Genomic DNA, 21,965 nt, shown 5'->3' on the forward strand with positions numbered 1-21,965 from the left:
ACCGCTACTTGCTTTCTCCCTTTGTTTTAAACCTTTCACGTGGCAGAAAAAGGACCTGACCGCTCTTCTATTGCATGGCCAGATGCTCTCGCCCACCTAAAAAGAAAGCAGGTTTTCATGTCGGCTTTTTAATTTACATTTATATAGCCATAACTCTAAAAGTAACATTGCACATAACATACTTTTAGAGTTATAGCTTCTAAATTTGTTTCCTTCTTAATTAATCATCTATCCTTTCTTCGTACAACTCTTTTGGAATTTGTTCAATTAAAGGTGAACATGTCCCTGAATAAAAAATCCATAAATCATGTAGGGAGCGAGTACACCCGACATATAACAATTTGGCATCTTGCTTTGTTTGTTTATAGTGAGTTGCATCTACATCCATAAGCAGCACTGCGTCAAATTCTAATCCTTTTGCTAAATAAACAGGTACAACTGAAATACCGCCTTCATATTTGCTTTGATTCGCTTCTATTATATTTGTAGAAATACCAGCTTCTGTGAGTTTTCCATATATCTCACGGCATTCTTCCTCTGTTCGTCCGATAACAGCAATCGTTTTTACATTTTGTTCTTGCATAGTCCTTACAGTAGATAAAATAGATTGCAATTGATCTTTTGTTGAGACGACTTTTACACTTTCACCACTGCGAAACACAGGATTAGCAAGCCCTACTGGAATATTTGCTGATTGAATCACTTCATTCGCAAAATAAATAATCTCTTTTGTTGAGCGATAACTTCTTGTTAATTCATAGTACTGTGCATTGTGATCAAATACATCTTGAAACTGCTTCCAATCGTCAATGCCTTGATACTCATGAATAGCTTGTGATAAATCACCTAAAATAGTAAAAGAATTACCAAGTGTTATTTCTTTTAAAATAGAAAGTTGAAATGGTGAGAAATCTTGTGCTTCATCAATTACGACATGATGAAATTTTTGTCCAAGTTTTATTCCCTCTAGATAGTGATGAATATAAATGAGCGGTGCCAAATCTTCTAGTGCCACTTCTTTTTTTCGATAGTTTTTTGCTGTTTCTTGTACCAGTTCAGCTGGCAATGCACTTACAATATCATCTTGTTTCATCAGCATATTGTAAAAGGATAATGCAGTCATCTTCGGCCAACATTTCAAATAACTGTTCAGTTTTTGCGTTGCTTGTTTTTTAAGTTGTTTCTTTTTATTCGTGTCTGAAATCATTTTGAGTTCCATCTCAATCCAACGCTTCATGCGAGCGACAATTCGCTCTCTTCGCTTTCCAACTGGATAGTGTTTATATTCTGCTTCAAACCATTGCTGAATTAACTTTCCTTGTAATATTGAACCATCCCAAGGCTCAAAATCTTTCGTTGGCACTATACTTTTCTCATAGCAAGACAGACTTTGCTTAATAAAGAGTTGAAACTCGATTGATCCTTTTAATTTACCAGCCATAATCTCATGCTTGTTTTTATGAATGGAGAATGCTTGTTGTAGTTGTTTATCAGTATCCTTTACAAAAACACTATTTTCTAAAGTATGTAATGCCCAGTCTTGAAACGTAGTTTGATGAATATTGCCAACACCAAGTTCTGGCAAGACACTGGAAATATAATCGAGAAATATACTGTTAGGTGCAAAAACAATCATTTTCTCAGCCTTGAGCTGCTCATGATATTGATAAATTAAAAAAGCAAGACGATGCAAAGCAATCGTTGTTTTTCCACTACCTGCAACACCTTGAATAATAAGAGGAACATTTTTTTCAGCACGGATAATATCATTTTGTTCTGCTTGAATCGTTGAAACAATATCTTTTAATTTATTATCTTTATTTTCCCCTAAGCGATAGAGAAGAAAATCATCTGCTAGTGACAGATCCTCACTTCCCCTTACATATGTATCCACAACACGTTCGAGTGTTTGTTTCCTAACAGCAATATTACGTTTTAAGTAAACAATTCCTTCAACGATTCCTTCTGGAGAATCATAAAAAGCTGCATCTTCTCCTCCTGTAAATGAATAAAACATACTGGCAACAGGTGCCCGCCAATCAACAACGATCGGTTGCTGCGTTTCTTCATCAGAAGCACCAACTTTACCAATATAAACAGGTGCTGGCTGCACGTGTCCCTCTTCTTGAAAATCTAATCGTCCAAAATAAGGTTCTTCACTGGCAATGCGAAGTCTTTGACGACTAGATTCTCGCATCGTTTCAAGCACTTGTTCTGTAAAATTTTCTCCATGATAAACTGGAATTTTCTCTAGCTTATTCAATTGGTGATTAATTTGCGACAGCGTGTGATTTAATTTCTCTAACTCTAGTTCATAAATGTCTTTCATTTTCGTAATTCCCTCCCATTCGTTGAAATTTTCAGTCGAAGATTAATTTTATTAAAAATGAAACCTATAAGTCAAGTGCTTAGAGGGAATTTTCTAAAAAAGTTCATATTAACTCTTTAATCCATGCTGATGAAGGAAATTGTTCTTTTAATGGTCACCTTACATGCCCATCAACTAAAAAAATAGATAACCCCTTAAACGGTAAAAGTAAGCATTCCTCTATCAAAATGAAAACAAAATTTTCGTTATGGAAATGCCTCGAAATATTAGCTTGAATACCTTCCTATAAACTTGATCATTATGGGATGGCGTTCCTTTAGCATAATAAAAATTAACTTTAATTTTCCATAAAATGTATGAACGTAGGTTTTATGTCATTCGATCGGCAGGACCTCAGGTAATAAAAAAAACCTAATTCTTCTGCTTAGCGTAGAAAAACAGGTTTTTTATTCAAAAAATCAGATTAGTGTATAATATTCACCTTTGGTCGGCATGACCCTATCGATATCAAACTAATAAAACAAAATCCACATTATCCAACACTTCGATCATTATATGGACAATTCCTGTCATAATAAATCAAATCTAATTATTCGAGATATTTGAATACCTAAAAGTTTTAGACATAAGGAAGGATTACATGATAATATATCTATATAAATTCCTATTTTTTGTATTTGCGTTTAATTTTAGGTAATTTTTATAAGAATATATAGCATCATTTAGTTAGGAATTTAATGTTTTCTCCATACTAGGTATACACCACACAATTTTATAATAAGAAAAAGTATAAATCTGTGAACTACATCTCCATTAAAATGGAGAGCTTCGGATTCCCAACAAAAGTCGGTACATCATGGGCGTACCCAACACCACTACTGGTTGTCACAAGACTTCCAGATACTTGAGATTCTCACAGGCTGAATATTTTACATGGTAGACCACTTCCTACCACAACCTCATATATTCAGTTTGTCAAAGAACAAATAGAATGTAGCTACCCAACTATTTAGCCTGTACCATGATAATCCCTGCACGAATCATGATAAGAAGCACCTGTGCATAGGCTGTTGGACTACAAGTATATTATAACCTTTTCAGATGCTTGATAGGTAGTAAATACCTACCGCATCTGACCGAACGGGAATCCTAAAATGAATTTACTCATAATTTAAAAATATTGAGGTGATTCTTTTATGGCTAATAATGCGTATGATAATTCAATTTACAAAAAGCACTTTTATAATACTATTTGGTCAATTCCTTTAGTGGTTGTAGCTTTATTTATGCTATATTCTATAGAATCAGAGTTATCTAATTTTTTACTAATCGTTTCTGTTGTTATATTACTTTTTCAATTAGTTTATTTTTACAAGAAGTGGAAATCAGATAGAAATCAGAAAAGATAACGTTAATTTTGAAAATCCAGAAAAATGATCGTGATAATATGTGACCTTTATATAATATAATTGGATCGCTAAATATTTTCTGATTATTAAAGGATCACCTTATCAAAAAAAGAATAATTAAAAGGCGTATTCTATAACCAGGATACGCCTTTTTTTATTTCATTGTTTATATAACATAAACAATTTCTTATCATTAATTACATTTAGAAAGCGCGAATTTAGTTGTAAAATTCATTTTCTTCGTAAATGAAGAGTTCACTCCTGCTTGAAATTGTACAGAAATATTACCGTCTTTTTGTGCTTTGAATACGCGTCCATAAGGTGAATTAGCATTGTATGTACCAATCAGTTGATTGTCCGCATCAAAGACTGTATAAGAAATCGAGAATCCTGAATTATTAAGGAGCTATCTCTCTGAGAATAGCTCCTTTTGAAAGTCACTAAATTATTTTTCGTACTAATTCTTTACTCCTGTATGTTCAATGATGCGCTTCATCGCTTGAATTTGTCCTAAGTGATTTGCTTCATGCATTAACGTAAGACCTGCTAATTCTCCAAAGGTTTCAAGCACCATAAATGGTTTTTCCAGCTTTTCATTTAACCGTTCAGCAGGAATTTGTTGAAGACGAACTAACTGATCTTTCAACTCTATTATGAGTTTTTCTACGGTAGGTACATCACCTTTCCAATCAGCCGGCTTTGTACCGTTTCCAAATAATTCGATATAGTTTGCAGGAAGATGGGTCGTTTTATGTGGAAAGCCCAGCATAAACTGTTCAGCAACCGTTAATACATGGCCGATATGCCAATGGATCGTGTTGTTAAAACCATTTGGCTGCACATTTACTATTTCCTTCGAAAGTGATTCTACGTTTTTAATAAAATAACTTCTTGTCATACCAAATTGTTTAAATACAAGGTTATTCATACCTTATTCCCCTTTCAAACCTCTCTCATTCCTTAATATATGAAAAATCTAGATACATTAGAAGTGACATGTAATAAAGATTGTTTATATTTTATACAAATCATTCCTATCATTTAAAGTGAAATGCCTTCATACAAGTTACTATTTCTTCATTTGTAAATAAACACGAATCATAAAGTAACTTATATAATCAGGAAGTTGTTCTTTTATAGCTTTCAATCCACCCTCAGCTTGGTCTATTGCGTTTGCAATCATAGATTCATATTCTTTCGGAACAAAGTTTGGCCAATCTACTTCCATTCCTTCTTCAAAACAACGAATTAAATGATTTTCTACAGTTTGCAAAGACAATTCTCGCGCAGCGGCAATTTGAGAAAGTTCTTTCCCTTGTTTATACATCTCATATGTAGCATGATGAGAATTTTTCATTACCTTTTTTGACTGCTTTCGTTCTGTTATAGTTTCGGTCGTTATCATCGTTTCTATATCGGGATGCTGTTCGAGGAAATTTGTAACAACTTGTAAAAATATATTACCATATTTATCAAGTTTATGTTCCCCAATTCCTTTTACTCCTAGCATTTCCTCTCGTGTTTTCGGTAGTTTTGCACACATATCTTGCAATGTTTGATCAGAGAAAATAACAAATGGTGGTACCCCTTCTCCTTGGGCAATTTCTTTACGCACATGACGTAACTCTTCGAATAGTGGATGATCTTTCACTATTTGTTTTGTTTCTACTCTTTCTTTCCGAAAAATTAGTTGGTTCCCAAGTAAAACATCTTTTCCTTTTGCTGTTACTTTTAATGTCGGATATGTGCCATGTTCAACTGCAATAAGTTCTTCTGAAATTAAAAACTCAATGAACTCACTTATTTCTTTAACACTCTGATTTGAAAGCAATCCGTACGTTGGTAACGTGTGAAAATTAAATTCCATCACCTTTTTATTTTTTGATCCTGATAATACTTGGGCGATCATTTGTTTTCCGAACCGTTGATTTGTTCGAATCATGCATGACAGCACCATTTGTGCTTCTTTTGTAACGTTGACACTATTTCGATCGTCTGTACAATTGCCGCATCGGCCACAATCTTGTTTTGGCTCTTCACCAAAATATTGTAGAATGAATGATTGTAAGCAATTCTCAGTATGGCAATAATCCGTCATATGTTGCAATTTTTCTAGTTCATTAGAAAATCGCGATGCTCCAGTTGATTGATCGATTAAATAGCGTTGTACTTGTATATCTTGCGGTGAATATAACAAGATACATTCACTATCTAATCCGTCACGCCCAGCACGTCCTGCTTCTTGATAGTAACTTTCCATGTTTTTTGGAAGCTGATAATGCACCACATACCGAATGTTTGATTTGTCGATTCCCATACCAAATGCAGATGTCGCAATCATTACATTTACTTCGTCTCGTAAAAAACGTTCTTGCTGTTCATTTCGGTCGTTATCATTCATACCAGCATGATAACGTGCGACAGAAACGTCTTCTTTATTTAATTTTTCATACAGTTGATCAACAACTTTGCGCGTCGCTGCATAAATAATTCCCGCTTCTTTTTTATTTTGACGAATATAACCTGATAAATAGGCATCGCGGTCCTGTCCCTTCACTACAGAAAACGATAAATTTTCTCGTTCAAATGTCGTCATTATTGTATTCTGTTCTGCAATTCCTAAAGTGTCACAAATATCTTGTCGTACTTGCGGCGTTGCTGTTGCTGTCAATGCAAGTACGATTGGCTGAAATGGAAGATAATCAAGTACACGATGAATATGTAAATAACTCGGACGAAAATCATGCCCCCATTGCGAAATACAGTGTGCTTCATCAATTGCAATCAACGGAATTTTCATATCAATAAGTTGATCAATAAAATCAATCGAATCAAGACGCTCCGGCGCAATATATAACAATTTATAATGCCCTTGTTTCGCTAACTGAATGCGCTGATTTGCTTCTGTAATTGAAATAGAACTGTTAATATATGTAGCTGGAATACCATTTTGGGTTAAGGTATCAACTTGATCTTTCATCAGAGAAATAAGTGGAGAAATAACTAATGTTGTTCCCTCTAACACTAATGCTGGAATTTGATAGCATAAAGACTTCCCACCGCCTGTTGGCATAATGCAAACGGTATCTTTTCCATCCAATATATTTTTAATTGTTTCATCCTGCCCTCTACGGAATGACGAGTAGCCAAAATAGGATGCTAAAAGTTCTTTTGCTTTTGTAAACAAAAAAGATTCACCTGCTTTTCTTAGTCTTTCATCTATTAGTATTATACCATTACTCAAAAGTCATTGTACTATCGCATGCTTACGAATAATTATTAACAACTCATGTAAAGCTAGAGAAAACCACTTTTAACAATAATATTAACAAAAAAATGACTAATATCAAAATAATCATTTTCTATTTAATATGATTATTTCCATTGTTATCTAAGTAATAATCATAAATTTTGAAAAGAAAGTACATATATATACGATTTGCTTCTCCAACATAATGAACAGATTCTTCTCTAAATCCACCTTATCCCTTTACATTTAACGTATATCGATATATTTTATTAGTATCTTTTTTATACCGAATTAATAGGCAGTAAGATCCTCACCTCAAAATTCAGCAAAGACAAAGAAATTAATTGGGAGATGTGCTACCCATAAAAGCCCGATTGGGCGGGCTAACCATCAGTGGGGGATGAAGCCCACCCACTGATAGAAGTTTCACTTTATATTTATAGGAGGAAACATATTGATTAACGCAATAGGTATCGCTTTTATTCTTTCTAATAAGCTTGAAAAGAAGAAAAAAGTTTATCTTAATGATAGATTTGCACTAATAGACATTTTTGACTCTAAAGATGTATATGATTCTGAAGGTAACCCACTAGTAGAGCTAACATGTAAATATAGCATTTATTTAGATGAAAAATATTATTGTAAATCTCTTGAAGACTATACTGGACAAGTATTTCCTTTCCTAAAAGAAAAAATCGGAAAAGGACTTGTTAGAAATTTAAATTATTACTCTTCACATATTGATATATACGATAAAAAACCACCAGTGAAAGAGATCAGAAATCTTATGGAGCAAGTGATAAACTATTACTAACATTTATATATATACAAAACATAAAACCGTTCTCCTTCTTATGGGAGGGCGTGAGCGACTGGCCGTGCATAGAAGCGGTCAGGGCCTTTTTTCTGCCACGTACCATGTTTTAAACAAAAGGAGCAAGCAAGTGCAGGGCATATTGTGTTTTGTATAGCAGTGATATATGTGTTGGAACATTAAAATGGATTTATATAATTATTAATCTTCCTCTCGATATGTTAATTCAGCTAAAAATTCTTCTAGTGAATTACTATGTAAAAGCGGCTCCCACTCCCCCATTCCATGTTCAGCTGTATACACTGGGAAATTAACATCTTTTACATCAACAAAAAATGGATCACCCATTAACTCCTCGTATCCGATAACAAACCAGCTTTCTTTCCAATCCCCTTTTTCGTTTCCAATAAGAGATTCATTCTCTAATCCTACACTATAACCTAATTGTCCTTCTTCAAACTCATCTCTAGAAAATATATAAACAGGCATCATTTCTTCTGTAATATCTAATATTTCTACCTCATGAGTTTCTAACCGCTCGAGCATACATAGTAATTTATCAATTTCATTTTTGTAGGACATTTTACTATCTCCTCATCTAGTTTTTCGCCTTATCAGCCTATATTTCTAACAATACACAACACCTTTATGTACACTTTTACTGAATCTCGTTATGATTTTCAACTGCCATCTTCAGCCTCTGCAACATATATCCAATTCCTTTACAGCCTTCTAATGGATAAGAAATGCTCTCTTCTGGATATAACTTTGTCACTACTTTTTTATGCTTTTTGCCTGCAAGCAGAACAATTTCATCAAAGTCTAGTAAGTCTTTATCCATCATCTGTTTTTTTAGTTGTTCTATATGAATAATCTCACTACTTTTCGAATGAAAAGCAAGATCATAGTTTTCTTTCACGATATCGGTTGGCAGTAAAAATCCATGCTTTGCGGATAAAATAACCCAGTGTGTAAAAAATTGAGAAGCATACGCTTGGCACGCTTTTCCGAATGGACTAATGTACACTTCTCTTGCTTCTGTCGGCCCCATATTAGGGTACTTATCCCAAATCTTCTTTTTCCCACATGGAATTATGCATAGTCTTTTCATTGTTACCTTTTTACCTCTTTTCTCTTTCAATCCTATATAATCTGCTTTGTTTTTTCATTATTACTTTTAAATATTAATTAGTAATAAAATTATAGCATTTTTCATTCACAGGTAAAAATATCAAGTTTTTCTTTTCTCCCTAGTCAATTTCCATCTTTCCTATATGAAACATTAAAATAACAGACCTTACTATCCGAAATTTTCTGCTTCCTAAAAACAAAAAAGAACAAGTAGACTATATATCTACTTGTTCTTTCCTTTTCGTCCAAAGCTTCTCTTATAGAGTTTGGAATGTTTCTGTTAATACAGGAACAATTTGTTTTTTACGAGATACAACACCTTTTAAAGTAGCTGTATTGTTTTCTAACGTTACGTTGTATGCTTTCTCAACAACTTGTGCTGCTTTACCAATTGCAAGGCCAACAGAGTCGTTTGTTAAAATGTCTGTTACAACGAATAAGAATAGGTCTAAACCTTTTTCTTCTACTACTGCAGAGATTACTTTTTCTAATTCTGCTTGGTGTATAAGAACGTCATTTGTATCAACCGCGTTTACTTGTGCGATTTCAACTTTTGCATCGCCCATTTGGAATTCTTTTGCGTCAAGGGAAATTAATTGTTCCATTGTTTTACCGCTTAAATCTGCACCTGCTTTTAACATGTCTAAGCCGTAGCTTTCAGCATCTACACCAGCGATTTCTGCTAATTCACGAGCTGCTGCTATGTCTTGGTCTGTGCAAGTTGGAGATTTAAATAGTAAAGAATCGGAAATGATTGCAGATAACATTAATCCTGCAACTTCTTTACGAATTGCAACGCCGTTTTCTTTGTACATTTTATTTAAAATTGTAGCTGTACAACCAACAGGCTCACAACGGTAGTATAAAGGATCGCTCGTTTCAAAGTTAGCAATACGATGGTGATCGATTACTTCTAATACACGAACAGATTCGATATCATTCGCACTTTGTTGACGCTCGTTATGGTCAACTAAAATAACATGGCCCACTTCGTTTGCTACTGTCTCAACAAAACGTGGTCCTTCTACTTTAAAATAATTTAAAGCAAATTGTGTTTCACCGCTGATTTCGCCTAAACGAACAGGCTCAGCATTCATTCCTAATTCTTTCTTTAGCTCTGCATATGCAATTGCAGAACAAATTGCATCTGTATCTGGGTTTTTATGCCCGAAAATAAGTACTTTTTCCATGATTTCACCTCTCTACAAAAGGATATCTTAAAGAACAGGATATGACAATATTTTAGGCGAATTTTTTTAGAAATAATCAAAGTTTCTTTTAGATTTACGTGAAAAATAGAGACTTTGTACCGATGTATAAGGCTATTCCGTGTGAATAACCCCTCCTTATCCACCTTACGGTCTGATTGAAGGATTGAAGAAGGGGCTTCCTGTTTCATAGACCGTTGCATAGTAGGGTGTCCCATTGCGTCTTACACAGTCTCCACAGGCGTAGATTATACTGTTCGGACATAACCTTGCCCTACAGTTTGTAGACTTTAGTTTGTGGCAAGCAATTCTTCTAATCCTTTTTGTAAGATGTTCCGGCTCGCATTATAGTCTCTATCCAATATCATTCCACACTTTGTACAAATGTGGGTACGAATAGAGAGGGACTTCTTCACACGATTCCCACAAACAGAACAGTCTTGCGAAGTATACTTTGGTTCTACTTTAATCAGTATACCGCTATTATTTTCACATTTGTAAGCAAGCATGTTTCGAAACATTCCCCATCCTGCATCAGAAATAGACTTCGATAACTTTCTGTTTTTAACCATGTTACGAATGTTCAAATTTTCTACAACGATAACAGAATACTCTTTCGCTAGATTGTAACTAAGTTTATGAAGAAAATCTCTGCGCTGGTTCGCTACTTTTTCATGTAGCTTGCGAACACGCTCGGCCTGTTTTATGAAGTTAGCAGAACCTTTTTTCTTCTTAGAAAGTTTTCGCTGTGCATTCTTTAATTGTTTTTCTTTTTCACGGAGAAATCTAGGGTTTTCAAACTCTGAACCATTAGAAAGAACGGCATACTTATGTAATCCCACGTCAATTCTTATCGCACAATTGGTATCGATATCAGATGGTACCACTTGTCTTTCGACACTAAAAATAGCGTACCATCTTTTCCCTTGACGTTTGAGAATCAATTGCTTGATTGTTCCTTCGAGTGGTCTATGAAGTAAGATGTCTATTTCTCCTAATTTTTTATTGTATAACTTATCGTGATCAGAAAAAGACATGGCATAGCGATGCTTTCCGTTTGGTTTGAATCCAAATTGCGGAAACGTCATACTATTGTAATCTTTATACTTTTTCTGTTTTGGATATTTTGCATCTTTACGAAAGAAATGATCAAACGCTTTTTTCAGACGTACAAAAACTTCTTGTAGCGGCTGAGAAGACATTTCCTTTAGAAAAGGATACGTCTTCTTGTCCAATGTAAGTTGTCTTTGCATATCATAACGATCATAATTTTCTTTGTTTTGCTTATATTTCCGTTCTTTGTCTAGCAAGGCAGAATTGTAGGTTTGACGACAATATTGTAACCAACGGTCTAACATTTCTTTTTGTGCTTCTGTTGGAAAGATTTCATATTTTTGATTCAACAACATTGGCATCACCTCCCATTCGTTTTGTCCTTGTGTTTCGATGTATTGTTTTAGCATTTCTAATGGTGCACCGACCACAGCCAGCAAACAATAACTTTGAGACCAAAAGCCTTCTTTACATAAATTCTGTCTGATTTAAGGAAATTCCTTTTTCATTCCTTTAGCTTACACCAACCAAAATTCATCCCCTCCCTACTCATTGGGGTACAATTCTTACCCTTCTCATTCTTTGAGAAAGGAGAATTCTTTTGGAAATATGTTAAAAATGTCCCATATGAAAGATAGCATTGGATTTTATAAGAAGTTTTGAATACATAGTCGCAATAAAGCATATTTTCGAATATATAAACTTATTTTTTCTGTGAAAAGGAGGTTTATTTGCATGTCTTATATAAAACTTGATAATGACGTAAATATATATTATGAAGATCAAGGACAAGGAACCCCAATTATATTCGTACATGGGGTTTGGATGAGCAGCCACTTTTTTCATAAACAACTACCGTATTTTAGTGAAAATCACCGCGCGATTTCACTGGATTTACGAAGTCATGGCCGTTCTTCACACGTTCAATCTGGGCATACCATTGCAAACTATGCTCGTGATTTACATGCTTTTATCGAAAAATTATCTCTTGAGAATGTTGTATTAGTTGGCTGGTCTATGGGAGCATTTGTTGTTTGGGAATATTTAAAACAATTTGGTGAAAATAACGTGAAAGCTTCTGTTATCGTAGATGAACTCGCTTCTGATTTTAAATGGGCTGATTTCCCAATTGGAGCTTTTGATCTTCCAGCCCTTATTCATATTATGCGAGAAATACAAATGAATCGAGTTGACTTCCTAAAAGAATTTATATCATTAATGTTCAAAAATCCTCTTTCTAAAGATGATTTTGAGTGGATATTAAAAGAAGTGACTACTATCCCAGAGTCTATCGCAAGTGCTATTTTGTTCGACCAGTCTGTTGTGGATTATCGAGACTACCTAGATCAAATTACCATCCCCACTTTACTTTGTTTCGGAAAAGAAGAAAAGCTCATTCCTGTTGCAGCAGGCGAACATTTACACAAGCACCTCAAAAATTCTCAACTTATCCTTTTTGAGGATAGCTGTCATTGTCCATTTTTAGAAGAGGCGGACCGTTTTAATCATATAGTAGATAATTTCATTCAATCCGTAGGTAGTAATAAAACAACCCCATGATGAAGGTGTTTTGGTCTTTTAATACTTTTGTTGATGTAATTCTTCCATACATTCCTGTACAAGTGTAACAGCATGACTCATCGCAGTCCCACCAGTAAATGCTACTGCAACGCCGCATACTTTTAAGAGCTCCTTATCAGAGCATCCTTAATCAATGCAATCTTTATACTCTTTTACACACATGAAAAACAGCTGCTGAGATTGTTACATCTCAACAGCTGTTTTTCTATTACTCATATGATTTATTTAAATTCGCAAATGCGATAATACCTTCTTCATCATGTAACTCAAGCTGTAATCTTACAGCAAATGGATTCATGTTATATTCCATTTCAAGCCATAAGCGAAGTGCCTCGATTAAATTTGCTTGAATTAAAATTTGTTGACGACCGTTTACTTCTACTTCAGCTGAGAAACCGTAATCGTCATCGTACATCAATTCCACCAAGACTTGTTCCGGGGCCACTTGACGTTTTTGTGCAATATATACACAAAGTGCATTGATCAGCTCTTGTTCAGAGATTTTTATCGTTTCCATGCAGCTTCTTCCACCTGTTTCTTACGTTGATTTTTAAAATATTTGAATGCACGAACCGCTAGCATTATAATACCAACCATTACTAGCATATTCACCATAAATGCTAATACAGAGCCAAGAGCTCCCATGTGACCAAATAAACTTCCCATCAATAAACCACCAAGACCACCAAGTAAAAGACCTTTCATAAAGCTTCCCTTATTGCTTTTTGGTGCTGTATTTGTTGCTTTTGTTTTTGAATCTGTTGTTTTATTTGCATTTATATTAGAATCTTTTTTATTCAAATCTACTTTTGATTTTTGTGTTTGACCTGAACTTGGCGTAAATGATTTTTTACCAGATTTGTAGCTTTTTGCGTAAGCACTATCTACTGATACGAAACTACTAGCAGCAAAGATAAACATAAATGCTGTCAATATTGTAACGATTTTTTTTAACATATACTATTCATTCCCCTTCTACTATAAATATATATAATATCTATCCTTCTCTTACATTACAAAAAAGATAGATAATTTTTAAAGTCAATTAAAAAGTTCTTATGAACCTATTATATGAACTTTCTTAAGAATAATCAAGAGTTATTTCTTATGATTATTAACTTCTTCAACTACAAAGGAAATCATGAAAATACAATTGACTTTATATAGAACAATGCATAATATAAGTTCATAAGAACTTTTATATTATTGGAGGTGAAAAGATGGAAACATTTCATCTCACACGAAACGAAATGGCGATGCTCCTTCTTTCTCTTAGAGGATGGGATACAAAAAAGCCTCTTGCAATTTTACAAGAAGCCTGGGCAAAGTCACATAAAGAAGATATTGAGAGCGGTCAAAGTTTTACAGCTATTATTACAACTGCACTAGCACCCATTTTCGAAAAACTTATTAAAATAGAAGAAACGGATATTGGATTCTCTTTAAATGAAATTGTAGCTCTTGGGAATCAAATTGAAAACACTAACTTTTCTGTTACGGCACTGCAAAATTGGGTGAAACGTGATATAAAAGAAATGATTGGTTCTCCGCAAAAAGGAAAAAAATATTCAATTGAACAAGCGGCCTTATTATTTATTGTAGAAGATTTAAAAACAGCGCTCGATTTTGACTCCATTCGAAAGTTGTTAAAGCTTATCGTCAATGACCCTGCAGATCGTACTGACGATTTAATTAACCCTATTCAATTATATGTTTTTTACTCTTCTCTATTTGAAAAATTGAATCAACGGGGTTTCATTCAATTCAATACACCGAATACAATTTATACGATTGAACAAACGATTAAAGAACATGCCGATCAGTTGGCAGCTAAAATTGAGCATATAAACAAGGAACAACGCGAAGCAATTCGTAATGCAATTGTTATTGCAACGTTATCTGTTCATACTGCTTATGTACAAAGATTAGCAAAGCGCTACGTATCAGCTACGTTGTTTTTACAGCACTTAAATGTGAATTAAACCTGCGCAAACCATATATACCCGAAAACAAATGTTATCAGGTATATATGGTTTCATTGTTTGTACGCCAAAGTACGATACCACTTATCATATATAGAATAGAAGCAACATAAAAAATTGTTCCAATCGTTAAAAAGTCCACTAAATATCCTGTTAAAATAATAGCTATTGCTGCTCCTAAAGATGTCCAAACGTGATATTTTCCGATTTCATACCCAGCTTCTTGACGTTCTACCTTCCTTGCAAGCGATGTTTTTTCGGCATTTTTCTGCATAGCTCCTAACAATCCCATCATAATTTGCAAAATATATACATGCCAAACTTCTGTAGCGATTGGAAAACATAGCATTAAAACAGCCATTGACCAGGAATATACGATTAGCAGTTTTTTATCACCAAACCGATCAGATACTTTACCGATTAGAGGATAGGCAAGCGCTGATGTTAATGCAAATAAACCATATGCCCAGCCAAATTGTGAAAAGCTGTTTCCTACGTTTCTTAGTAATAATACATAAAAAGGAAATACCATACTTCCTGCCATCATGATGAGACTTTGTGAAACTACAAATCTTGTATATGTCATTGACCATACTCCTTGTAAAATAGATTAACAAACCGTTCTTGCGGGTCATATTCCCTCTTTTTTTGAAAAAACTCATTTGAACGTGAGTAAGCTTTTTGTAACTGCTGTTTTTCCGGATAATGATAATACGGCAAATAATAGCTTCTCTCATGTTGTAAAGTAACGTTTACCATCTTCTGAATCACTTTTTTTGTTTTTTCTATTTCTTCTTCAGAACGTCCTTGATTGATAAGCAGGACAAGAGCAAACATATCCTTTTTCGCATACGATAAAACCGCACTTTCATTTTTTGTTACATATCGAATAGTAATATTAAGAAGATTTAGTTCTTCATGTTCTAATACGTTTCTCAAGTCATCTATATAAGGAGAAAAGTGATCAACTGGAATAAAGTACTCTTGTAAAATTTCAGTATAATTCGGATTTTCATATTCCATGAATGCACTATCTGATCTCATGACGTTATTACGAGTTTCATAAGATCCATCCGTACGTTCAAAATACTTCTTTTGGATATTCCAAAACATTGTTTTTCCCCAGTCGCTGTACCTAGATAACCCAAGAAAAAACTTTGGCAGAGCAACATTTGTCTCTTCTTTTAAAGTACTATATTCCTCGCGCGCTTCTTGATTCATAGCAAGAACATAATTTGTCACGTACATCTCCCGTAAAAATGAATCTGGTGCAACAGAAATACGCGCTAAATGCATACGCACCCCTTCATCACCTGCCACATGTTTCTTGAAATAGGAAGTATATTCATGATAGTCTAACGTTTTAGTTCGTATTTGATATAGTTCATCTTCCGTTAACTTTAATGTTACATCTAGAATAACCCCGAATAGACCATATCCACCTATTACTAGAGAGAACAACTCTGCATTTTCACTTCTACTTACATTTTTAATGTTACCGTCTGCCATTAATAACCGAAATGAATCAACTGTATCTATAAGTGCATCATGCCGAATATCTCTCCCGTGTACATTTGCACTTAAAGAACCACCAATCGTGAAGATATTTTGCGATTGCATAACTTGAATCGCAAGACCATATGGATTAATTACTCTTTGAATATCATTCCACGTTGCACCGCTCTGCACTCTTATTCTTTTTTGCTCCGGATTCAACTCCAATATTTTATTGTAAATTTTCATATTTAAAACAGTAGCATTCGGATAATATGTATGGCCTCCTTGCGTATGCTGCATCCCAGCAATAGAGAGTTTTTCATTTGAAGTATTTGCATCTCGAACCATTTGTTGTAACTTCTTTTCATCTTCAACACTCTCAATTCGCTTAACTTTTGTCGGAAGTAACCGCCCCGCATCTGCTATAACCGGTTGCGCTAGTTGTTTTGTATATGTATGTATAGATACAGTTAGTAAACTTGTATATATCACGAGAGAAATTATTATCTTAGTGCTTTTCAATATATCCTCCCCTTTCAATTAAAGTGTAACATTACACTTTAATTGAAATTATATCATTTATTTTCCATGTATAGAAAGCTATATTTTCATTAGTAAAGATATCTTTTTCACTTTTTTGTAGCCAATGAATAGCGGGATAAATAAAAAATCAGCACTTATTATAAAGTACTGATTTTCTATAAAATTTATTTAGTTCTTCTCCATACCGTACCTCTTTTTTCATATTCCAGTCTTTTTTCAACAGAATCCGCTACTTCAGAACTTACAAAACGTTCAATAATCCATAGAGCTAAATCGATGCCGGATGTTACTCCTCTTGCAGTAATAATGTCATGATCATCAACAATTCTAGCACTTAGCACTTCACAACCGTATGATTCCATTTCTTTTTGTGCAAGATAATGCGTTGTAGTTTTGTGTCCTGCTGTAATACCTGAAACAGCCATTAGCATTCCACCAGTACAAACGCCAGCGATAATGGCACCTTGCTTATAAAACTTAGCAATATATTCAGGTAACACACCTTTATCTGCTTCTATTCGTGCTCCTTTCTCACCTTTATGGTTCCATCCGCCTCCTGGTACAATTAAAATATCTGGACAATTGTCTTCGCTAAGAAAATCATTGACTTTAACTGTTAAACCATAAAATCCAGTCACTGAATTCAAATGTAATGAAACCATTTCCACGTCGAAATTTGCTCCAAATTCATTTGCACGTTTTAATACTTCATAGGGTCCTATCGCATCCAATTCGTCAAATCCATTAAATAATACAATTTGAATATTCATTTCTATCCCCCCATTTATAGCATCCATGATAAACGAGTTTGCAAAATAATCACATAATATTATCATTATCAAGATGTATAAGAAAATGTTATCTATTTCTTTGCTATTTTATATAGCCTTCTAATACATAAAATTATTATGTAAACTAATTGTGGTTTTAAATATAATGAATTAATTTAAAGCCTCTATAAGCATCTTTACGGATTTTTATAGGGATTTAACCTTATCGTATTACTTTATATGTTATCTCTTCTTAAAAAAGAATCTGAAAGGTCGTTTTTAAGATATTCTGGATATTTTTGTATATAAAAAGACTTATCTACAACATGATAAGTCTTTTAACGTTTCATTATATAACGATCTAATTTTTCTCGAATTGCTGAAGTAATAAACTCCTCTATTGAAATTTTTTCTTCATTTACAATATTTGAGATAGATTGATACTCTGATGAAGATAGTACAATACTTTTCGTAACACTATTGCTATCCAAGTAAATACTATTATTTGGGCGTTTTGCTAATTTCCCTTCTATTATATATGGCATAAGAGAATCGATCCACTCTTGTTGAATTTGCATAGGAACTTGAATGAGTGATTGGCGAATTTCAACGATCCAAAAATTGTGTTCTTCTGAAATTCGAATGTTTCGTGGTGATACATATTGCAATAAGAAATCCATTCGTTGAAAAATATCGCTTCGTAAATTGTGTGTTTTCAAAAAGCGAAACTTCACGAATTTTTGGTGGTGGCTTCTCGGCATGTCTGATAATTGATATGCCGCAAAAAAGCCCCCTTCTTTTGCCTGGTGTAATGTCATCTCATTTCCAAATTCATCTGTTACGATAATATCTCCCCTTTTTGGAATAGAGGTTATGCGTGCAATTGTATTCCCTTGTATAAATTTTTGAAATAAAACAACATTATATTTTCGAGAATATGTATAAAGACTATTGGTATCATCTAATTTTTCAGCCAGATTCTTGACATCTTCTTCTTTTACAAATTTTGTTTCTTTATTTCTATGCATTTGAATTGTATAGGATAACTCCCCTTCTTCAATCCATTTCCATAATTGATACATACTAATATGAAACTGTTTACTTGCTTGGTTTAACGTAATTCCTTCTATATGTAACTGAGATTGTAATGCAGTAACCTCATTTTTTCGAAACAAAAAACTTCCGTCTAGCCGCCACGTATCTTTATTAATTGGCGTTAATTTATGTTCCTTCATTAATTTCTTAAATGTGAAATTTGAAATATGTAAATATTCTTTCACCTCATTTGTATCCATATATTGTTCGTATGTATGATCGTACATAAAAATAAATCCTTTCTAATCAAAACTAAATATAATTTATATGAAAATAGAACTTAAAAGATAAATGTTATACAGTATAAATTTATTATATCACATATAAATACGAAACTATAATTATATTACAAACATACGTAATTTCTTTTTATTTTTAAATTAAATTTTATATGATTTTAATTCGACTAATAAAATATAAGATTTACAAATGAATTTTAAACTATAGAAAATGTGTGATTTTCTATAGTTAAGAATAAATATTGTATTTTATATACATGCACTTTAAAATAAATATTAGATATAATTTATTTTCTTTCATTCATACTATAAAAGAAATAAATAAGGATTTGATACATCATGAAATTTAATTTGATACCAATTCATAATCAACATTCGTTATTACATAATACAAATAATAGAGAAAAATTTGCAAATGCCATTGCGGTATGGAACGAAGATTTTTTAAAGGAAGCTGAAAATCGAAAAGAACAAAATGAACGTGAACATACATACTCATATGAAGGTTTTTCTGATGAAGAAATTTTGTACTATTATTTAAATCGACAAACGCATTTTGATAAAGAAAAACGAGTGAAAGATACTTCACGTCTTCTCTATTCTAGAGATTTATCACAATTTTATTTTTTTATTAAGGAGCATATTGAATTTTTACAAATGGATGTGGAACATTTCATAGAAGGTAAAGTTTGGAGGAATTTACGAAAACGACATATTCGTAATTATCAAAAGTGGCTTGCTGAAGAAGCTATTTCCTATCAATCAAATGAAACTTATAAGCCAGCAACAATAAGTAGAAAGTTACGCATTACACGTTCTTTTTTAAAGTGGTTATATGAAATTGAATATATTAAAGAACCATTGTACATTGAGATACTAAGTACAACGATAACGAAAAAACATAAACCTAGAAGAGAGTTATCTTATGAAGAAGTAAAACAATTGCTTTCCTATTATAAAAATAATCCTATCAATTATGCCTTGCTTTCCATATTAGCAACAACTGGATTACGTGTTGCTGAAGTTGCGCATGCAAGATGGGAAGATTTAGAATATGATGCATTACGCGATCGTTATTATCTTTATGTAAATACAAAGGGAGATTCTGAACGAATCGTACCCATTAATAAAGCTGTGTTTGAGCGAATCATTGCTTTTCGAATACGTCGCCGCTTGCCAATTGAGTTAGGAATCAAGCATGGCGGTACAATTTTTCAAACAAAACATTACACAGCATATAAAGAAAATTACCTGTCACAATATATTACCAAAATTATAAAAGAAACAGGTTTATCGTTTACAAAGAATGAAAAAATAACCCCGCACTTCTTTCGGCATTTTTATGTTCAATATTTATATGACTATAAACAATTACCACCGCATATCATTGCAGCAGCTGTTGGTCATAAAGACGATCGAACAACGAAGGAGAATTATTTGAAGCAGCGATTAATGAAAGATCATGACGCTGGAAATTTAATTCACGAGGATGAGTTTTAATTCTATATAAAGTGAAACTTCCGTCGGCGGGGGTTTTCTTCATCCCCCACCTATCTTCTTTGCTTCTCTCTGAATCTTGAGGTGGGGGTCTTACTGCCCACGAATAGCGGGATAAACAAGTTAAAAAATGACATAAAAACCCCTTTCTTTTTAGGTGAAGACGAGAGCATCTGGCCCTGCATAGAAACGGTCAGTTCCTTTTCCTTCCACATGCGAGGTTTTAAAACAAAGGGAGGAAGAGCTATCAAATCGGCTCTCCCTCTTTTAGTTTACGATAATTACATTATATTAAACTATATTTATTTTGCTTGCGACCTTTTCCACTCTCTTTACTGACATATGATTTCATAACGAGTGTTGTTAAAGAATCTACTAATGTTTTATACGATAAATTCGATAATACAAGTAAATCATTTGTATATAGTATTCTATGTTTTTCTAATAGTAATAAAATAAGTCGTTCAGACGGCTTTAATACCTCATCACTTTCAAGAATAAAATCAATGTTTTTCATGATTAACACCCTTAAAATAAATTTTTAAACGCTCAAATATCAATATTTAATATGTAAAAATTATATAATAAAATTATTGTTTTGTCTTAAAAAATCTCAATTCTTTAATGGTTAGCTTTATTAACAAAAAAAAGCCTCTTATTTTAAGAGACTTTTTTCTTCTATATTTCATTTAAGAAAAAGATAGCTAATGTTCCCGGACCGGCATGGGCCCCTACAGCCGCACCAATCGAATTTACTACAAATACTTTGCATCCAAATTTTTCGGTAATCATTTCTGTTAATATGTTTACACTTTCTAAATCATCGCCGTGTGAAATTCCAATTGTTTGATTTTCAAGGTTTTTACCCCTTGTTTCCATAATATCTACTATACGTTGAAATACTTTCTTCCGGCCGCGTATTTTTTCAAGCGGAATCAGTTTTCCATCTTCTACATTTAAAATAGGCTTAATATTTAATAAACCACCTATAAACCCTGCTACTTTACTTAATCGTCCACCACGAACTAAATATTGTAAATCTGCGACAGTAAATATGTGTTCCATATGTTTAGTCATAAAAGCAATCCGGTTTAATATTTCCTCTTTTGTCGCTCCGCCTTGTGCCATTTTGGCAGCTTCTACTACGACTAATCCTTGACCAATTGATACGCATCTTGTATCAATAATATCTAAAGAAAAATTAGGGTATGTTTCTTTTACTTCCTCTTTTACAAGAACAGAGGATTGATATGTGCCAGAGAGCTCAGAAGAAAAAGCTAAATAAATACAAGTGACATCTTGTTTTGCGTATGTAGTAAATACTTCTTGGATTTTTTCTAAAGAAGGTAATGATGTTCTATATACTTTTCCCTCTTTCATATTTCGAAGCAAGTCAATCGGATCTAGTGTTACCCCGTCAAAAAATTCATTTTCTTGTTCATCATATACACGAATAGGAATAACCTCTATATCATAAGTATGGAGCAGCTCCTTCGGTAAATCCGTCGCACTATCTGTAATAATTTTTATTGTCATTGTTTGTTAAACCTCAATTCTTTTATAAATA

At 33.4% G+C, this 21,965-nt stretch carries 19 protein-coding genes and 2 pseudogenes; 4 read left to right on the forward strand and 17 right to left on the reverse strand.

Going from position 1 to position 21,965, the window contains the following annotated elements; translation table 11 throughout:
* Positions 1-220: 220 nt before the first annotated feature.
* From MR076_RS10875 to recQ, 4 genes and pseudogenes are all read right to left on the reverse strand, one after another.
* The gene (locus tag MR076_RS10875; protein ID WP_242220491.1) at positions 221-2,329 is read right to left on the reverse strand and encodes a HelD family protein; all 2,109 of its coding nucleotides are present in this window, start codon (positions 2,327-2,329) and stop codon (positions 221-223) included.
* 1,602 nt (positions 2,330-3,931) lie between these two features.
* A pseudogene (locus MR076_RS10880) lies at positions 3,932-4,141 on the reverse strand (hypothetical protein); the annotation flags it as partial.
* A 54-nt stretch (positions 4,142-4,195) separates the two neighbouring features.
* A complete protein-coding gene (locus MR076_RS10885) occupies positions 4,196-4,666 on the reverse strand; it encodes a DinB family protein (RefSeq protein ID WP_242220492.1) in 471 nt (156 codons plus the stop codon).
* 141 nt (positions 4,667-4,807) lie between these two features.
* On the reverse strand, positions 4,808-6,925 hold the full coding sequence (gene recQ / locus MR076_RS10890; protein ID WP_242220493.1) for a DNA helicase RecQ: 2,118 nt from the start codon (positions 6,923-6,925) through the stop codon (positions 4,808-4,810).
* A gap of 517 nt (positions 6,926-7,442) precedes the next feature.
* Here recQ and MR076_RS10895 point away from each other — a divergent pair.
* The gene (locus MR076_RS10895) at positions 7,443-7,802 is read left to right on the forward strand and encodes a cytoplasmic protein (protein ID WP_242220494.1); all 360 of its coding nucleotides are present in this window, start codon (positions 7,443-7,445) and stop codon (positions 7,800-7,802) included.
* A 201-nt stretch (positions 7,803-8,003) separates the two neighbouring features.
* Here the strand turns inward: MR076_RS10895 and MR076_RS10900 are convergent, their stop codons facing one another.
* The 4 genes from MR076_RS10900 to MR076_RS10915 all read right to left on the reverse strand — a co-directional run bounded on the left by MR076_RS10900 (position 8,004) and on the right by MR076_RS10915 (position 11,556).
* Positions 8,004-8,384, reverse strand: coding sequence for a hypothetical protein (locus tag MR076_RS10900; RefSeq protein ID WP_242220495.1), 381 nt, complete (start codon positions 8,382-8,384; stop codon positions 8,004-8,006).
* Between the two features lie 76 nt (positions 8,385-8,460).
* Positions 8,461-8,913 carry a DUF6884 domain-containing protein gene (locus MR076_RS10905; protein ID WP_242220496.1) on the reverse strand — a complete coding sequence of 151 codons (453 nt, stop codon included), beginning with the start codon at positions 8,911-8,913 and terminating at the stop codon, positions 8,461-8,463.
* Positions 8,914-9,190: 277 nt separating this feature from the next.
* Positions 9,191-10,123 (reverse strand): manganese-dependent inorganic pyrophosphatase, encoded by a 933-nt coding sequence (gene ppaC / locus MR076_RS10910; RefSeq protein ID WP_242220497.1) that lies wholly within the window; start codon positions 10,121-10,123, stop codon positions 9,191-9,193.
* Positions 10,124-10,431: 308 nt separating this feature from the next.
* On the reverse strand, positions 10,432-11,556 hold the full coding sequence (locus MR076_RS10915) for an RNA-guided endonuclease InsQ/TnpB family protein (RefSeq protein ID WP_242220619.1): 1,125 nt from the start codon (positions 11,554-11,556) through the stop codon (positions 10,432-10,434).
* Between the two features lie 373 nt (positions 11,557-11,929).
* Between MR076_RS10915 and MR076_RS10920 the strand changes: the two genes are divergently transcribed.
* Entirely contained in the window at positions 11,930-12,754 is an 825-nt protein-coding gene (locus MR076_RS10920; protein ID WP_242220498.1) for an alpha/beta fold hydrolase, read from the forward strand.
* A gap of 18 nt (positions 12,755-12,772) precedes the next feature.
* Here MR076_RS10920 and MR076_RS10925 read toward each other — a convergent pair.
* The 3 genes and pseudogenes from MR076_RS10925 to MR076_RS10935 all read right to left on the reverse strand — a co-directional run.
* Positions 12,773-12,901 (reverse strand): annotated as a pseudogene (locus MR076_RS10925) (carboxymuconolactone decarboxylase family protein); the annotation flags it as partial.
* An 82-nt stretch (positions 12,902-12,983) separates the two neighbouring features.
* Positions 12,984-13,292 carry a YxcD family protein gene (locus MR076_RS10930; protein ID WP_242220499.1) on the reverse strand — a complete coding sequence of 103 codons (309 nt, stop codon included), beginning with the start codon at positions 13,290-13,292 and terminating at the stop codon, positions 12,984-12,986.
* Positions 13,280-13,732: a hypothetical protein gene (locus MR076_RS10935; RefSeq protein WP_242220500.1), complete on the reverse strand. Its 453-nt coding sequence runs from the start codon at positions 13,730-13,732 to the stop codon at positions 13,280-13,282. The genes MR076_RS10930 and MR076_RS10935 overlap by 13 nt, the downstream gene beginning before the upstream one ends.
* Before the next feature lie 263 nt (positions 13,733-13,995).
* Between MR076_RS10935 and MR076_RS10940 the strand changes: the two genes are divergently transcribed.
* Entirely contained in the window at positions 13,996-14,757 is a 762-nt protein-coding gene (locus MR076_RS10940; protein ID WP_242220501.1) for a DUF1836 domain-containing protein, read from the forward strand.
* Positions 14,758-14,794: 37 nt separating this feature from the next.
* On the opposite strand, the gene MR076_RS10945 is transcribed toward MR076_RS10940, so the two are convergent.
* The 4 genes from MR076_RS10945 to MR076_RS10960 form a co-directional block, all read right to left on the reverse strand.
* Positions 14,795-15,343, reverse strand: a complete 549-nt coding sequence (locus MR076_RS10945) for an MFS transporter (protein ID WP_242220502.1) — start codon at positions 15,341-15,343, stop codon at positions 14,795-14,797.
* On the reverse strand, positions 15,340-16,776 hold the full coding sequence (locus MR076_RS10950) for an FAD-binding oxidoreductase (RefSeq protein ID WP_242220503.1): 1,437 nt from the start codon (positions 16,774-16,776) through the stop codon (positions 15,340-15,342). The genes MR076_RS10945 and MR076_RS10950 overlap by 4 nt, the downstream gene beginning before the upstream one ends.
* Positions 16,777-16,961: 185 nt before the next feature.
* Positions 16,962-17,567 carry a DJ-1/PfpI family protein gene (locus MR076_RS10955; protein WP_242220504.1) on the reverse strand — a complete coding sequence of 202 codons (606 nt, stop codon included), beginning with the start codon at positions 17,565-17,567 and terminating at the stop codon, positions 16,962-16,964.
* Between the two features lie 338 nt (positions 17,568-17,905).
* Positions 17,906-18,889, reverse strand: a complete 984-nt coding sequence (locus MR076_RS10960) for a DNA-binding protein (RefSeq protein WP_242220505.1) — start codon at positions 18,887-18,889, stop codon at positions 17,906-17,908.
* A gap of 351 nt (positions 18,890-19,240) precedes the next feature.
* Between MR076_RS10960 and MR076_RS10965 the strand changes: the two genes are divergently transcribed.
* Positions 19,241-20,401, forward strand: coding sequence for a tyrosine-type recombinase/integrase (locus MR076_RS10965; RefSeq protein WP_242220506.1), 1,161 nt, complete (start codon positions 19,241-19,243; stop codon positions 20,399-20,401).
* Between the two features lie 283 nt (positions 20,402-20,684).
* On the opposite strand, the gene MR076_RS10970 is transcribed toward MR076_RS10965, so the two are convergent.
* Together MR076_RS10970 and MR076_RS10975 are read right to left on the reverse strand one after the other, a co-directional pair.
* On the reverse strand, positions 20,685-20,915 hold the full coding sequence (locus MR076_RS10970) for a hypothetical protein (RefSeq protein WP_242220507.1): 231 nt from the start codon (positions 20,913-20,915) through the stop codon (positions 20,685-20,687).
* 161 nt (positions 20,916-21,076) lie between these two features.
* The gene (locus MR076_RS10975; RefSeq protein WP_242220508.1) at positions 21,077-21,934 is read right to left on the reverse strand and encodes a DegV family protein; all 858 of its coding nucleotides are present in this window, start codon (positions 21,932-21,934) and stop codon (positions 21,077-21,079) included.
* Positions 21,935-21,965 lie beyond the last annotated feature (31 nt).

The sequence above is a fragment of the Bacillus cereus group sp. BfR-BA-01380 genome (assembly GCF_022663535.1).
Lineage (GTDB): Bacteria > Bacillota > Bacilli > Bacillales > Bacillaceae_G > Bacillus_A > Bacillus_A cereus_BB.